The 14,903-nt window shown below is 38.2% G+C and carries 12 protein-coding genes; 2 read left to right on the top strand and 10 right to left on the bottom strand.

The window, feature by feature from the left end; all coding sequences use genetic code 11:
• Positions 1-117: 117 nt before the first annotated feature.
• The 10 genes from EDC37_RS05530 to pckA all read right to left on the bottom strand — a co-directional run bounded on the left by EDC37_RS05530 (position 118) and on the right by pckA (position 11,701).
• Positions 118-1,188 carry a branched-chain amino acid aminotransferase gene (locus tag EDC37_RS05530; protein WP_132548762.1) on the bottom strand — a complete coding sequence of 357 codons (1,071 nt, stop codon included), beginning with the start codon at positions 1,186-1,188 and terminating at the stop codon, positions 118-120.
• 215 nt (positions 1,189-1,403) lie between these two features.
• Positions 1,404-1,961 (bottom strand): elongation factor P, encoded by a 558-nt coding sequence (efp, locus tag EDC37_RS05535; protein ID WP_132548764.1) that lies wholly within the window; start codon positions 1,959-1,961, stop codon positions 1,404-1,406.
• A 197-nt stretch (positions 1,962-2,158) separates the two neighbouring features.
• Positions 2,159-3,226, bottom strand: a complete 1,068-nt coding sequence (locus EDC37_RS05540; RefSeq protein WP_132548766.1) for a M24 family metallopeptidase — start codon at positions 3,224-3,226, stop codon at positions 2,159-2,161.
• Positions 3,216-3,668: a type II 3-dehydroquinate dehydratase gene (gene aroQ, locus EDC37_RS05545; RefSeq protein ID WP_132548768.1), complete on the bottom strand. Its 453-nt coding sequence runs from the start codon at positions 3,666-3,668 to the stop codon at positions 3,216-3,218. Before aroQ ends, EDC37_RS05540 begins: the two co-directional genes overlap by 11 nt.
• A 37-nt stretch (positions 3,669-3,705) precedes the next feature.
• Positions 3,706-3,978 carry an acylphosphatase gene (locus EDC37_RS05550; RefSeq protein WP_132548770.1) on the bottom strand — a complete coding sequence of 91 codons (273 nt, stop codon included), beginning with the start codon at positions 3,976-3,978 and terminating at the stop codon, positions 3,706-3,708.
• A 54-nt stretch (positions 3,979-4,032) separates the two neighbouring features.
• Complete coding sequence (locus EDC37_RS05555) at positions 4,033-5,259, bottom strand: peptidase U32 family protein (RefSeq protein ID WP_132548772.1); 1,227 nt, start codon at positions 5,257-5,259, stop codon at positions 4,033-4,035.
• Position 5,260: 1 nt separating this feature from the next.
• Positions 5,261-5,851 carry an O-methyltransferase gene (locus EDC37_RS05560; RefSeq protein ID WP_132548774.1) on the bottom strand — a complete coding sequence of 197 codons (591 nt, stop codon included), beginning with the start codon at positions 5,849-5,851 and terminating at the stop codon, positions 5,261-5,263.
• 19 nt (positions 5,852-5,870) lie between these two features.
• Positions 5,871-7,058: an endolytic transglycosylase MltG gene (gene mltG, locus EDC37_RS05565; RefSeq protein WP_165874466.1), complete on the bottom strand. Its 1,188-nt coding sequence runs from the start codon at positions 7,056-7,058 to the stop codon at positions 5,871-5,873.
• 111 nt (positions 7,059-7,169) lie between these two features.
• Positions 7,170-9,767 carry a 3'-5' exonuclease gene (locus EDC37_RS05570; RefSeq protein WP_132548778.1) on the bottom strand — a complete coding sequence of 866 codons (2,598 nt, stop codon included), beginning with the start codon at positions 9,765-9,767 and terminating at the stop codon, positions 7,170-7,172.
• A 362-nt stretch (positions 9,768-10,129) separates the two neighbouring features.
• Positions 10,130-11,701 carry a phosphoenolpyruvate carboxykinase (ATP) gene (gene pckA / locus EDC37_RS05575; protein WP_132548780.1) on the bottom strand — a complete coding sequence of 524 codons (1,572 nt, stop codon included), beginning with the start codon at positions 11,699-11,701 and terminating at the stop codon, positions 10,130-10,132.
• A 277-nt stretch (positions 11,702-11,978) separates the two neighbouring features.
• Between pckA and alaS the strand changes: the two genes are divergently transcribed.
• Positions 11,979-14,600, top strand: a complete 2,622-nt coding sequence (alaS, locus tag EDC37_RS05580) for an alanine--tRNA ligase (RefSeq protein ID WP_132548782.1) — start codon at positions 11,979-11,981, stop codon at positions 14,598-14,600.
• A gap of 37 nt (positions 14,601-14,637) precedes the next feature.
• Complete coding sequence (locus tag EDC37_RS05585) at positions 14,638-14,895, top strand: IreB family regulatory phosphoprotein (RefSeq protein WP_196589772.1); 258 nt, start codon at positions 14,638-14,640, stop codon at positions 14,893-14,895.
• Positions 14,896-14,903 lie beyond the last annotated feature (8 nt).

Raw genomic sequence — 14,903 nt, forward strand, 5'->3', positions numbered from 1 at the left:
TGGGTAAAAATTTAGATGGCTGGACTTAAAGGCTGGGCAAGATATTATAAAAGAGCTGGTGTACATCAATAAAATGTGCACCAGCTCTTTTGTAATATCTATACAGTTTGTACGGTATTAAACTTCTGTTACGAATTCAGTAAAGTTATGGGTATCTTTTTCTGCGCCACATTGTACTCCAGTTACATAATCAAACATCTTCTGGGCAAATGGGCCGATTTGATTGTCATTGATGACCATATCTTCACCCTTATAGCCTAAAACACCTACAGGGGAAATTACGGCCGCTGTACCGGAACCAAATACTTCTTCAAGGACTCCTTTTTTGTACGCGTCTTTTATTTCATCTATGGAGATACGACGTTCCGAAACAGGATAGCCCCATTCCTTAGCTACCTGAAGCACTGTACGGCGAGTAATGCCGCTAAGGATACTGCCATCAAGTTCAGGGGTTACTATTTCACCGTTTATCTTAAAGAGAATATTCATGGAACCGACTTCTTCGATGTATTTCCGTTCTACACCGTCCAACCAAAGTGTCTGGTCATAACCTTTTTGATGGGCAACAAGGCCAGCATGTAAGCTTGCCGCATAATTGGCAGGAGTCTTTGCTTCACCAAGTCCGCCCTTAGTTGCCCTTACATAAGTATCTTCTACCATGATGTTTACAGGAGCAAAACCGTGCGCATAATAAGCAGCAACAGGGGATAAAATTATATACATTTTATATGATTTGCCGACGCTCACGCCCAAGAACCCATCATCGGCATAAATGAACGGACGAATATAAAGACTTTGGCCGCGCTTGTTAGGAACCCAGTCCTTTTCAATCGTTATTAATTGTCTAAGTGCATTATGTACAAGCTCAATATCGACTGGGGGAATATCAAGTATACGTGCAGAATTATTTAAACGCTTGAGATGGTCTAGCGGACGAAAAATAACAACTTTATTTCCCTGCCGAAAAGCTTTCATCCCTTCGAAAATTGCCTGCCCGTAATGAATTGTAGCATTAGCTGGACTTATGGAAATATTATTATATGGTATGATTTGCGGATCATGCCAACCTTTTCCTGTAGTATAAGTCATTTCGAACATATGATCTGTAAAATGTGTACCAAAACCAATTTTGGATACGTCCGGTTTTTCTTTTAAAGTAGGGGCTTTCACAAATTTAACAGTAGTCAATATAATTATCTCCTATCATTGTAGAATGAATACATTATACACCCCCCGCTTTTTAAACGCAAGGCAAAAATTTACAAAGTTACATTCGCATAAATAAAGTAAATAACATTATGTGGTATGATATCTAAAATTTATGAGCAATATCTGATAGTATGAAACAGTAAATAAAAAGACACTATGGTTGAAAATGCCTTAGTGTCTTTTCCATGATGTTCTTAAGCGCGTTCGATATAATTACCAGTACGGGTATCTATACGGAGCTTGTCACCGTCATTGACGAAAAGGGGAACACGCACTTCATAGCCTGTTTCAGTTTTTGCCATTTTGGTAGCACCGGTGGCAGTGTCACCTTTAACACTTGGTTCACATTCTACAACGTTCAACACTACGGAATTAGGTAAAGAAATACCAATGATTTTACCTTTATAGGTCTGAAGGCTGATATCCATGTTTTCCTTTAAGAAGTTGAGGGCATTACCAAGTTGTTCTTTACTGAGTTCAGTCTGTTCAAAAGTTTCATTATCCATAAAAGTGTACATTCCGTCACTTTCATATAGATATTGCATTTGATTGGTTTCAAGATGAGCGGCTGGCAATTTTTCATTAGGGTTAAAGGTACGTTCGACCACGGCGCCAGTCTGTATGTTTTTTATTTTTGTACGTACAAAAGCTGCACCTTTTCCTGGTTTGACATGTTGGAAATCGACAATCTGCCATACGCCGTTGTCTATCTCCAGAGTAAGACCTGTGCGAAAATCACTACTTGAAATCATTAAAAATAAACCTCCAAATTAATATTTTGTATTTATTTTATCCACATAAGATACTCTTATCAAAAGGATATTGATAAATAATATCTAGCCGCTTATGCTTCACGCATGTCATATTAACCAGCCAGCCTATTGTATAGCTGCTGAAGCTCTTGGATAACTTTTTCCTTAGATGTAAAATTAATGTAAATCTTTTTTTATTAAAGTTCTATTAGTTCCTTACGGCTTTTTGTCAGAGGTGTGGCACCATTTTCATCAACTAAAGTAGTATCTTCTATGCGCACACCACCAAAATCAGGAACATATATTCCTGGTTCAACAGTTACAAGCATATGCTGCTTTATGATTATATCCTGTGCCATGGGTGAAAGACGGGGTAATTCATGTATTTCCAGTCCGACGCCATGTCCTAAGCCGTGGCCATAATTATTACCATAGCCCATATCTTTTATGAATTTACGCGAAGGGGCATCTATTGTCTTGCCATCGGTATTCGGTTTAATGCTTGCGATGCCTAAAAGCTGCGCTTTGGCAACAATAGCGTAAAGTTCCTTTTGTTTTTCTGAGGCCTTACCTACACAAACAGTGCGGGTAATATCCGAATGATATCCCTTGTAAACAGCACCAAAATCCATTGTAACAAATTCTCCGTCAACAATCAACTTTTCTGTTGCTGTTCCGTGTGGAAGACTGCCTCTTTTTCCCGAAGCCACAATAGTAGTAAACGCAGGTCTTTCACTACCAAGCTTGCGCATGGTATGTTCTAACTCAGCGGCTACATCTATTTCAGAAAGACCGGGTTTAATGTATGCAAGAATATGTTCAAAAGCCTTGTCACTTATGGCAACAGCTTTCTTGATAAGTTCTATTTCTGCTTTTTCCTTTTGGATACGTAATCCATCTAAATTGAGCGGTACGGAAAAATTGACGTTTGGCAGCATTTGGCGTAAAGCGGCATAGGAAGCATACATGAGCGCATTCGTTTCAAAGGCCAAATTTTTTGCCTTTTCTGCTTCAATTAACTCACTAATTTTAGTGAGCAGCCCTTTTTTCTGCTCAACAAGGGGGAATTTGCTTTGCTGCGCGGCCTGTTCCAGATAACGCGAATCGGTGATAAGGTATTCTTTATCTGGAGTTATTACAAGTGCCGAATCATCACCGTAAAAACCGCTGAAATAATGAACATTTTCATTTTTATTTATAACGATGGCATCTGCGTGTTTTTGTGCAAGCAGCTGTCTTAAGCGGAAAAGTCTGTTATTTTCCATTGCTTTCGGCTCCTTTTAATGTAGTAATAATATAATGCAGGGCTGCCGTATAGCTGCCTGCCCCCAAACCGCAGATCTGTCCTACAACAACTGGTGCAATTACCGAATTGTTGCGAAATTCTTCCCGTTTATGGATATTTGATAAATGCACTTCAATTACAGGTGTCTGTACGGAAGCGATAGCATCGCGCAGAGCAATACTGTAATGTGTAAAGGCTCCCGCGTTTAAGATAATATAAGCATAAGCCGACGATTGTTGGATTGCTTCTATTAAGTCGCCTTCATAATTACTTTGCTTAAAGCTGATATCAATACCGGCTTCATCAGCATCTTTTTGTAACAGGCAATTTATATCGTCTAATGTCATTGAGCCGTATATTTCTGGTTCACGTGTGCCTAAAAGATTGAGATTAGGTCCATGCAGAACAAGAATTTTTTTCATTATAAACCACTATCCATTTGTGTATTTTAAGCTACTCTTAATATTTTATATCAAAACCGTTGTCACCGTCTACAATATTTATAGATTTTGTATCTATTCTGGCAACTTTTATAAATACATTTCCCTTTTTTATTTCGGCGAAGAGACTATCCAGTTTTGGTGCATCACCTTGGACTTCCATAGTTACACTACCATCACTCATGTTTTTAACCCAACCAGATAAACCGTATTTTTTCGCGGCAGACTGGACAAAATAACGAAATCCCACACCTTGTACACGGCCATAAGCCTGAGCAAAAAGTCTTTTCATAAAAATTCCTCCTTAATCATAAGAAATTCTACATTATTGGATTTTATTAAAACATTATATGATATCACGCCGCAGTATAGAATATGGTTCTACTGGATGCTCCATCTGCATTTTTATTATTTGCTGTGGATGTGGGGCAGTTTCTATAATTTCGCCGTCTTCGTCTATCATTTTGCCTATTTGCTGGTAGTATGATGGCATATTCGGCTGAAATACTTCGATCTGCTGTCCTGTCTTCATATTATTACGCTGCTCTATTGTGGCAAATCCCGTACGGGAGTTGTAATCTAAAACTACTCCTACAAAATCAGCCGTTTGGGTGTAGGCTGAGGTGTCATATACGTGGCTGTCAGCTCCCGGTGTACCAAAGAGAAATCCTGTAGTGTATTTTCTATGCGATATTTTCCCTAAGTCGCTGCGCCATTTTTCCTGCAAGGTATGCCAGAGGTTTGGTTTTTGGTAATAAGTATCAATAGCTTCCCTATAGGCTTTAACGACACCTGCCACATAATAGACGCTCTTCATGCGGCCTTCGATTTTCAGGCTGTTTACACCGCTTTCGATTACACTGTCCAAATATGGCAAGAGACACATATCCTTTGAGTTGAAAATGTAACTACCCCTGCTGTCCTCTTCTATTGGGTAATATTCACCAGGTCTTTTTTCTTCAACGAGAGAATATTTCCAACGGCATGCTTGTGCACAAGCACCTCGGTTAGAATCGCGGCCAGTCATATAATTACTCATGACGCAACGTCCCGAATAGGAGATACACATGGCACCGTGTACAAACATTTCCAGCTCGACGTCTGTTTTATTGCGGATAGCCTTTGTCTCTTTAAGGGAAAGTTCCCGAGCCAACACTACCCTTTGTGCCCCCATAGAAGCCCATGCATTCACTGCCGCCCAATTTGTCGAGTTGGCCTGCGTGCTTATATGTAATGGGACATTAGGGATTGTTTGGCGTGCTATGGCAAATATGCCCGGGTCAGAGATGAGGATGCCGTCTACGGTTAACTGCTCAAGACTGCGCAAGTAATCGGGGAGATCGTCTAAATCATCATTGTGGGCGAAAATATTGACTGTCACATAAACTTTTTTCCCTCTGCTATGGGCAAATTCCACACCTGCTTGCATTTCCTGTATTGAAAAATTACCGCCGTAAGAGCGCAGGCCAAATTTCTTGCCTCCCAGGTAGACAGCGTCAGCACCATATAAAATAGCCATTTTTAGTTTCTCTAAATTTCCTGCTGGAGCCAATAATTCAACCTTTTTATTCATTTTAAAACTGTTTTTCGGAAACAGCCAATCCATCTCCTTCATAGTAGATTTTAGTAGACCATTGTTTGCTTTCACTTATTTCTTTGATATATTCCCGTAGTCTTTTAACTATTGTTTTATAACGGCGTGGTGGTTTTTCCGGACTTTCTACGTAACCGCGGAAAAGCACATTGTCTGAAACAATAAGTCCATGAGTGGAAATCAATGGTAAAACTGCATGTAAATACCGGGGGTATTGTCCTTTGGCCGCGTCAATAAAAACAAAATCAAATTGACCTGACAATGTTTTTAATGTTTCGGCAGCATCGCCGTTTAGTAGGTGTATATTATTCTGGTAAGGCGATCTGGCCCAAAAAGATTTTGCAGTCTTTATTCTTTCTTCATCTATTTCTAACGTAGTAATGCACGTATCAGAGCAGCTGTTATCTGCCAAAAGCAATGCGGAGTAACCAATGGCTGTCCCTATTTCCAGAATGCGGCTTGGTTTTTTTTCAGCGGCAATCCGACATAAAATTTTGGCCGCTTGGTCACGTATGATAGGGACATGATGTTTCTCAGCATATTCACGCATTTCGCGTAATAAATTTTCCACTTTAAAATCCAATCTGAAATTATTCTATATTATTAATTGTATCAAGATGTTCTGTATATGTCCGGTTATAGTGATTGTGGCCTTGGTTGTCAGCTACAAAGTATAGATAATCGTTTGCCTGCGGATACAAAACAGCTTTTATGGAGGCAAGACCGGGATTATCTACGGCGCTTGGCGGAAGACCATAGTGTATATAAGTATTATAAGGAGAATCTATTTTAGTGTCATCTATAGATATGTTTTCTTTACGTTTACGCATCGCGTACTGAATGGTTGTATCTGATTGCAAGGGCATATTTATATCCAGCCGGTTAAAGAAAACCTGCGCGATAATAGGTCTATCTTCATCAAATTTCGCTTCAGCTTCGACTAGTGATGCCAAGACAATAAGATCGTGGATGGATAAATCCTTTTCTTTTGCCTGTTCACGAAGGTCGTTGTTGAGTTTTTTATCAAATTCACCGGTCATTGTATCTATTATTTTTTTGGCTGGAGAACCCTTGACGAATTCATATGTATCAGGGAAAAGATAGCCTTCTAATTTATATTTTACATTTGGGTCATTATTTTGCATATATTCATAGGGAATATATTTTTGTGCTAAATTTAAAAAATCATGTTTGGTTGTGACCTGTTTTTTTTCAAGGAGGTCAGCTATTTGTTCTACTGTATATCCTTCTGGAATAGTTACTTTGACAATAATATTCTGTGGGCCTTTAAGCAGTTCATCCATTACTTCATCGTTGCTCATGGCAGGATGCAGTACATATTCGCCACCCTTTAGCTCTTTGTCGAGGCCTCTCAATTTGGCGAGTAATTCAAAAAATGTGTCGTGGTATATTATGTCTTTATCTTTTAGTAACTTTGCTATTTCAGCGGTCTGCATACCAGGTTTAATCTCTATGACTATTGGACGGTTATCCTTCGGGGCAATGGAGTGAAAGCCAATAAACACAGCAACTAAAAATAAAAAAAGACTACCCATTATGTACTTTACGGGAATATTAAATAGTTTGTTGTTCTTTATAGTAGAAAAAAGACTGGATAGTTTATTGTCTTTTAGAAAAGAGAAGTTGAAGAAATTGTTGGTTTTAAAATTAAAGAAACTGTTGTTTTTTATAAAAGAAGGGTCAAAATATTTTATATTTTTTATATATGAAAAAATTTTTTGACTGTATTTTTTTATAACTTGCAGGGCATAAGACAAAATCATCCCTCCGTACAAATTAAAGTTACCATTTATTTATGACTAATGGCTATATTATGCTATATAAAACCTTTTTATGCAAATCTTTTATTTTATGCTATAACCGCAATATTAAACATCTTTTCTATATTCATGCGGAATAGTTTCAATAAATCTGCTTCTGGTATTCTTTTTCCCATGTTCACTTATACGGCTCCAGCTTAAATAAAGATTGTTTTTCGCACGGGTTACAGCTACATAAAAGAGTCTTTTTTCTTCTTCCAGGCTGCCCTCTTTTAAAGCTAAGTATGATGGGAATATACCATCCTGCATACCTGCAAGGAAAACATAAGCAAATTCTGACCCTTTAGCTTGATGGACGGTAATTATAGGGATTCGATCAACGGCGGAAATTATGCGATCCATTTCATTGTTGGATAATGCTGTAGTTTTAAGCAGTTTGGCAAGTGCATCCCGCGGATTGGTGCTGGAATCATCATTATATTTGGCTATAAGGTAAAATTCCCTGATACGATTAATTCTTTCTGGCTGCTTATTATAAAATTCTTTTATTTTTGTTACATTCATTATCTTCGCAATAAGCTCATATGGCCTGAGCAGAAAACTATTTTCAATTAGTTCATTTATTTTCACAGCCATCCAGCGAAATTGGTCAATATGTTTTTCTATATATTTTTTCCGTGTTGTCGCTGTAGGTATGATATCTTTTTCTATTATATATTTCAATAAAGCGGCAGTAGCCATAACATCATCCAAAGCATTATGGGTAGGTTTTTCTTCTATAGAGAAATAGTCACTTAAAAAGGAAAGTTTGTGGTTTTGTAAATTAGGATAGAAACGTCTAAACATATCCAGGGTATCATAGCTTGTAGAAAAAGCCGGACCTGGCAGACCCATTCTGGCTGACTGGCTGCGAAGAATACTTATATCATAGCTTACGTTATGGCCGACGATTACAGCTCCAGCAGAGAATTTTCTGAAGGCGGCAAGTACTTTTTCGGGTGCTTCACCGTTTTTTGCCAAGTATTCGTCAGAAAAGCCATGTACATAATAGGATGTGCCTACCTTTTTTTGGGGTTTGAGCAGATGGACAAATTTTTCCTTCATCTTTCCAGTCTGGTCAAGTTTTATTGCGGCGATTTGGATTATTTCATCTTCACTAGTATCTGTGCCTGTACTTTCGACATCAAAGACAATAATTTCTTCTTTTTCTACAGCTTGTAGAAGAAGATGGAATGGATCAGCAGCATCTTCCTGATATGTTCGTTTGTCAATGAAATCAGTCAGGCTGATACCGGCTTTTCTGTATTCGCTGGACTGGATTGCGGATACGGTTTGTGCGCCAATGCCGGCCGCAAATTTTTTTAAAATTCTTTTTAGGCTGCAACTGTCATATTTGTTTAATAATAATTTTAGAAAGGCTGTAACATCTTTTATTTCCTGCCGCCTAAAAAATTTAAATTCATCAACTAATATAAAATCAATCTTTTCTTCAGTAGGCAAATTTTTATTTAGTTCGTTAAAATAATAGCTTAAGCGTTCATTATATTTATTGCTGCGTGTTAATATGCAAATATTTGATAAAGGCTTAGCATTTAACTGTTTTATTTTACTAAAGATCCAGGCAGATTCTTCTTTGGCATTTATTGCTTCTTTTATCGCTATCTTTGTACCTGCATTTTCGTTGACGGCTTTTATTGTGCTTTTATATATTTCCTCTACGCTTTGCCCAAATAAATTTTTCAAGCAGTCGTACGAGGCCTGCAATAAGGTTTTGGTAGCACGGTAGTTTTCGTCAAAGGCGATGGTGACAGGTGCATAGTCCCGCTTATATTTAAGCAGGATGGAATGGGGAGCAGAACCTCTCCATTCATAAATTGTTTGGAAATAATCGCCACAGAGTAAAATATTATTGCCGGTAAATAATTGTGAGAGTATTTCATATTCAAGCTGGCTCGTATCCTGCATTTCGTCTATATTAATGTATTTGTATTTTTGGCGCCATATCTTTTTTATTTGTTCGTTTTGGAAAAATTCATATGTTTTGACGATTAGATCAGTAAAATCCAAGCCATGCATATCGGCCAATTGGTCATTGTATTTTTCTACTATAGTGGCACCATTGGTGCGCATAATCTTTTTTAATTTTTCGTCAGGACAATATTGTGCAGTCACACAGATATTACTTATTTTGGCTGTTTTCTCAGCAAAAAGACGCGTTAAGACATTTTTATAGTCCTTAGCGGCATTGTCTGTAAAATAATCATAAATCGCCCTGTATTGCTTGACTAAATCAATAAAATACTGCAAAGCTTTACTGGCAGATATGTTGTAGACATTTATATCGCGGACGATTTCTAAGCAATCGGTTTCGTCAAAAATAGTAAAATCCGAAAATAAATCTGAATTTTTTTTAGCTTCAGCTTTAATTATATCATAACAGAAACTGTGGAAAGTCTTTATTTTTATACGCAAGGCCTCTTTACCAAGCAGTTTGGTTATACGATCCTTAATTTCACTGCAAGCTTTATTGGTAAAGGTAAGGCAGAGAATTTCTTCGGGCAAGGCTTTCTTTTTATCTATGATGGCAGCTATTCTGTATATGAGGGTGTTGGTTTTTCCTGTACCGGCTGAAGCACTCAGCAATATATTGCGGCTCAGTTCATTTACTACTTGCATTTGTTTGGCGTTTAACACACTGGTATCCATGTAGTCTCCTCTAGGCCTGTCCCTTTGTGGTCGGCAGATTATTTATTATGCAGCTGTGGTTTATTAATTGCACTTCTGGATTTTGTGAAAGCATTTTTATTTATCTAAAGGATAATTATTAGAACAATTAATATAATAATTATAAAACCAAATTTTCATATCGTAAACTGTATTGGAAATCAGCATACAAATAATACCTGTCCTTAAGTGATAAAAAGTGATGCTGTTTATTTCCTTCTACAAAACAAAGAAAGCGAGTGCGGTTGTCTGCAAAGAATGTTTAGAGCATTTTTTTGCAAAAAAATATTCCCAGACTAAACAAATCTGGGAATACGCGTAAATTTTATTTATTCATATTGTAGTTAGAGACTGGGACCGGTACTGAGAATATCATCGGCCATTTCTCCTTTGAATTTCTTGACATTTTTAGCAAATAGTCCTACTAATTTCGCAGCTTGTTTTTTGTAGGCAGCCTTATCTGACCAAGTGTTCGCAGGTTCCAAGACATCTGATGGCACATTAGGACAATAATCTGGTACTGCTACCTTAAAGATAGGATCACTTGTCCATGTCACATTATCAAGCTGGCCTTCTAAGGCTGCTGTAATCATGGCACGTGTGTATTTCAATTTCATTCTGGAACCGATGCCGTATGGACCACCTGTCCAACCGGTATTTACTAAATAAACTTTGGTATCATACTTTTTGATTTTTTGTTCGAGCAGTCTGGCGTATTTTAGTGGGGACAATGGCAGGAATGGTTCACCAAAACCAATGGAGAAAGTAGCTTGTGGTTCGACAATGCCACGTTCTGTACCGGCCACTTTGCTGGTGTAACCCGAAAGGAAATGATACATCGCCTGTTTAGGATTAAGTTTGGAGATAGGTGGTAGTACTCCGAAAGCGTCAGCTGTCAGGAAAATAATGGCTGTAGGATGTCCCGCTATACTTGGATGGATCGCATTAGGAATATATTCCAGCGGATAGGCAACACGGGTATTTTCAGTATACTTTGTGTCGTCGTAATCTTCTTTACGTGTTTTCGGTTCAAGCACCACATTTTCCAAGACGGCACCGTATTTTATAGCGTTGTATATTTCCGGTTCAGTTTCTTCTGACAAATGTATGCATTTAGCATAGCAGCCGCCTTCAATATTGAAAATACCATGTTCACTCCAGCCATGTTCATCATCACCGATTAAACTGCGGTTCGGATCTGCCGACAAGGTTGTTTTTCCTGTTCCACTTAAGCCGAAAAAGATGGCCGTTTTGCCGTCTTTGCCAACATTGGCTGAACAATGCATGGAAAGTATTCCTTTTTGCGGTAAAATAAAGTTCATCACTGAGAAAATTGATTTTTTCATTTCGCCAGAATATTTTGTTCCGCCAATCAGTACCATTTTATAATCAAAATTTATTATAATAAATGCTTCTGAATGAACAGCATCTTTAAGTGGGTTGGCTTTTACACTGGGACAGCAAATCAGGGTAAAGTCTTCAGGTGTAACAGGCGGTTCTTTGGGTCTAATAAATAATTCTTTAAGGAAAAGATGTTGGGCAGCAGATTCTGTTATGCATTTTACTTGAAGTTTGTGTTCTGGGTCAGCGCCTACATAATTATCACTGACATAAAGCTTATGATTTTTGGCGAAGCTTTTCATTTTAGAATACAAATGCTGAAAAGTTTCTTCCGTGCATGGTACGTTATTAGACCAGCTTACAAGGTTATGGACAGAGGGCGTGTCTACGATAAATCTATCTTTAGGAGATCTGCCCGTATACTTTCCGGTATAGATGCAAAGAGCACCGCTCTTCGCTAATATTGCTTCCTTATTTGTTAGTGCTTCTTCATATAGTTCTGGGATACTAAGGTCGTGTAATATCATACGTGCACCAGATAAGATATCCGCAGCCGAAAATTTTTTGTTTTCCATAGGTATAGTCAACTTCTTTCATTAATATGGTATATGTTTCTTCGACTTTTCTTTATATCTATAACTTCTATTTTAAATTTTTATTTCCTGCTAATTTTTTGAATAATTTAGATTAATTTATAGTAACTATTATTATATAGATAGTAATTATTTGTTAGCTCTTTATTCTTTTGTGCAGTCAATAAATGGCTATATTTCCCTAGAATTGACTTTACAATAGTATTTTTATATAATGAATTATATTTGTGTGATTATACAATTTTGGAGGTAGAAAAATTTGAAATACATGAGCGGCAATGAGTTGCGGGAAAAATTCTTGCAATATTTTGCACAAAGAGGTCATTTGCGTTTACCTAGTTTCTCTTTGATACCTGAAAATGATCCTTCTTTGTTAATGATTGGAGCAGGTATGGCTCCATTTAAACCATTTTTTACAGGCAAGATGAAACCACCTCATACGCGCATAACCACTAGTCAGCGCTGTGTCCGGACTGGTGATATAGAAAATGTTGGACGCACTGCCCGTCATCAGACTTATTTTGAAATGCTGGGAAACTTTTCTTTTGGTGATTATTTTAAGAAAGAAGTTATACCGTGGGCTTGGGAATTTCTTACTAAAGAACTTGAGTTACCCGCTGATAAATTGTGGGTGAGTATTTATCCGAAGGATGAAGAAGCTTATAAAATTTGGACAGAAAAAACATCTGTAAATCCTGACCATATTGTTAGAATGGAAGACAATTTTTGGGAAATAGGTACTGGCCCCTGCGGACCTGATTCTGAAATTTATATAGATCTCGGGGAGGAACGTGGCTGTGGTAAACCCGACTGCGCTCCCGGTTGCGACTGTGACCGTTATTTAGAAATATGGAATCTTGTTTTTACCCAGTATGATCGTACTGAAAGCGGTGAATACCGTCCTTTAGTAAAAAAAAATATTGATACAGGCGCAGGTCTGGAACGTTTGGCATCTGTAATTCAAGAAAAACCGACTAATTTTGAAACTGACTTGTTATATCCTATCATTGAATATGCTTCTCGTATTTCGGGTGTAGAATATAATAAGGATAAGAAGACCGATATTTCTTTAAAGGTTATAGCAGATCATGCCCGTAGTATCGCTGTTATGGTCATGGACGGCATCTTGCCTTCAAATGAAGGCAGGGGTTATGTTTTGCGCCGTATTCTGCGGCGGGCTGTGCGGCATGGGCGCATGCTCGGCATTGAAAAAGCTTTTTTGGCAGATGCTGTAGATGTAGTAGCAGAAATTTACAGAGGGGTTTATGATGGTCTCACTGAACGCAAGGATTATATAAAAAAAGTAATTAATATCGAAGAAGAAAGATTTCATCAGACACTTACCCAAGGGATGTCTTTGCTCGATGAAGAAATCCAGCAACTTTCCGCCGCAGGAAAGACAGTACTTGATGGGGAAATAGGTTTTAAACTTTATGATACCTATGGTTTTCCTTATGAATTAACTGATGAAATACTGCATGAAAATGATTTTTCCCTTGATAAAGATGGTTTTGACAAAGCTATGGAAGCGCAAAGGGAACGCGCACGGCAGGCTCGTCAGGAAAATAAGCGTGTAGATATACCTGACTTACGTGAATTAGATGTAGAAAAACTTTCCTGTGATTGTGCAGCCAAAAGTGCTAAGATAGTTTGCATTTGGAAAAATGCACAGGTGACTGATAATCTGCAAGACGGTGATGAAGCAGGCATAATTCTTGATGTCACTCCTTTTTATGCCGAAGGCGGTGGACAAGTCGGCGATTGTGGCGAACTTATTGGTGAAATGGGTAAAGCACATGTCAGCAACACAAAGAAATTACCAAATGGGACAGTGTACCATATTGCATATGTGACCGAAGGAATATTGCATGTTGGAGATACCGTAAAAATCAATATTGACGTAGAGAAAAAACTGGCTTCAGCCCGTAATCATACAGCAACACATTTATTGCAGGCAGCATTGAAGAAAGTTGTTGGCAAACAAGTCAACCAGGCTGGTTCTTCGGTAACACCAGAACATTTGCGTTTTGATTTTTCCAATTTTGAACCTGTTTCCCAAAAACAGCTGGCAGAAGTGGAACAAATCGTCAATGATGAAATATTAAAGGCGCTGCCCGTAAAGATCAGCCATATGAAACAGGAAGAAGCGAAAAAACAAGGCGCAATGGCTTTGTTTGGAGAAAAGTATGGCGATGTTGTACGCGTAGTCACCGTTCCTGATTTCAGTATGGAACTTTGTGGTGGCAGCCATGTTGATAATATAGGGCAAATCGGACTGTTTAAAATCATTGCTGAAAGTGGTGTAGCTGCTGGAATACGGCGTATTGAAGCACTTACGGGTAAAGTAGCTTATGCATACGTGAACGGACAGTTAAAAACTTTAGATGAAGCGGCCGTATTATTAAAAACAGAACCAGCGAGCTTAGTAAATAAAATCGGAAATGTCCTTGACGAAAATAAGGAACTTAAACATCAGCTCCATGAAATAAAAGAAATGCGGACTAAATTGGATTCGCAGAAACTTTTAATGGCAGTCAAGCAGCATGGTGATGTAAATGTAATTACAGGAAAGGCTACAGCAGACACTATGGAAGAGCTGCGCAGTATAGCAGATGTTACATGTGATAAGCTGGAAGATGGTGTTGTTATCCTGGCGGCCATTACAAAGGATAATAAGGTCAGTCTCGTTATAAAAGCTTCAAAGGATGCCGTGAAAAAAGGTATCCATGCAGGAAAAATAATTAAAGAAAGCGCCCAAGTGTTGGGTGGTAATGGCGGTGGACGGCCTAATATGGCGCAAGCCGGCGGTAAGTTTGCAGATAAGCTGCCTGAAGCATTTGATAAAGCCTTAGCAGTATTAGATGCACAGATTAAAAAATAGCGCCGTAGCTTTTTCCTTGAAAGGAATGTGATTTTATATGTCCAAGATGGAAGAAACGATGATGTTCAAATTTGGCGTTGATAAGAATCAAGCCGAAACAGTAATCAAAGAGGTCTGTTCTGCTATGCAGGAAAAAGGATATAACCCGATAAACCAATTAGTCGGTTATTTATTATCTGGTGATCCCGCATATGTGACCAGCCATAAAGATGCTAGAAGCAAGATTCGTGGTATGGAACGGGATGAGCTTTTAGCTGAGCTGGTAAGATTTTATTTAAATAAAAACAAGCCGTAAAAGCGGGA

It is taken from the genome of Pectinatus cerevisiiphilus, from assembly GCF_004341685.1.
Classification (GTDB): domain Bacteria; phylum Bacillota; class Negativicutes; order Selenomonadales; family Selenomonadaceae; genus Pectinatus; species Pectinatus cerevisiiphilus.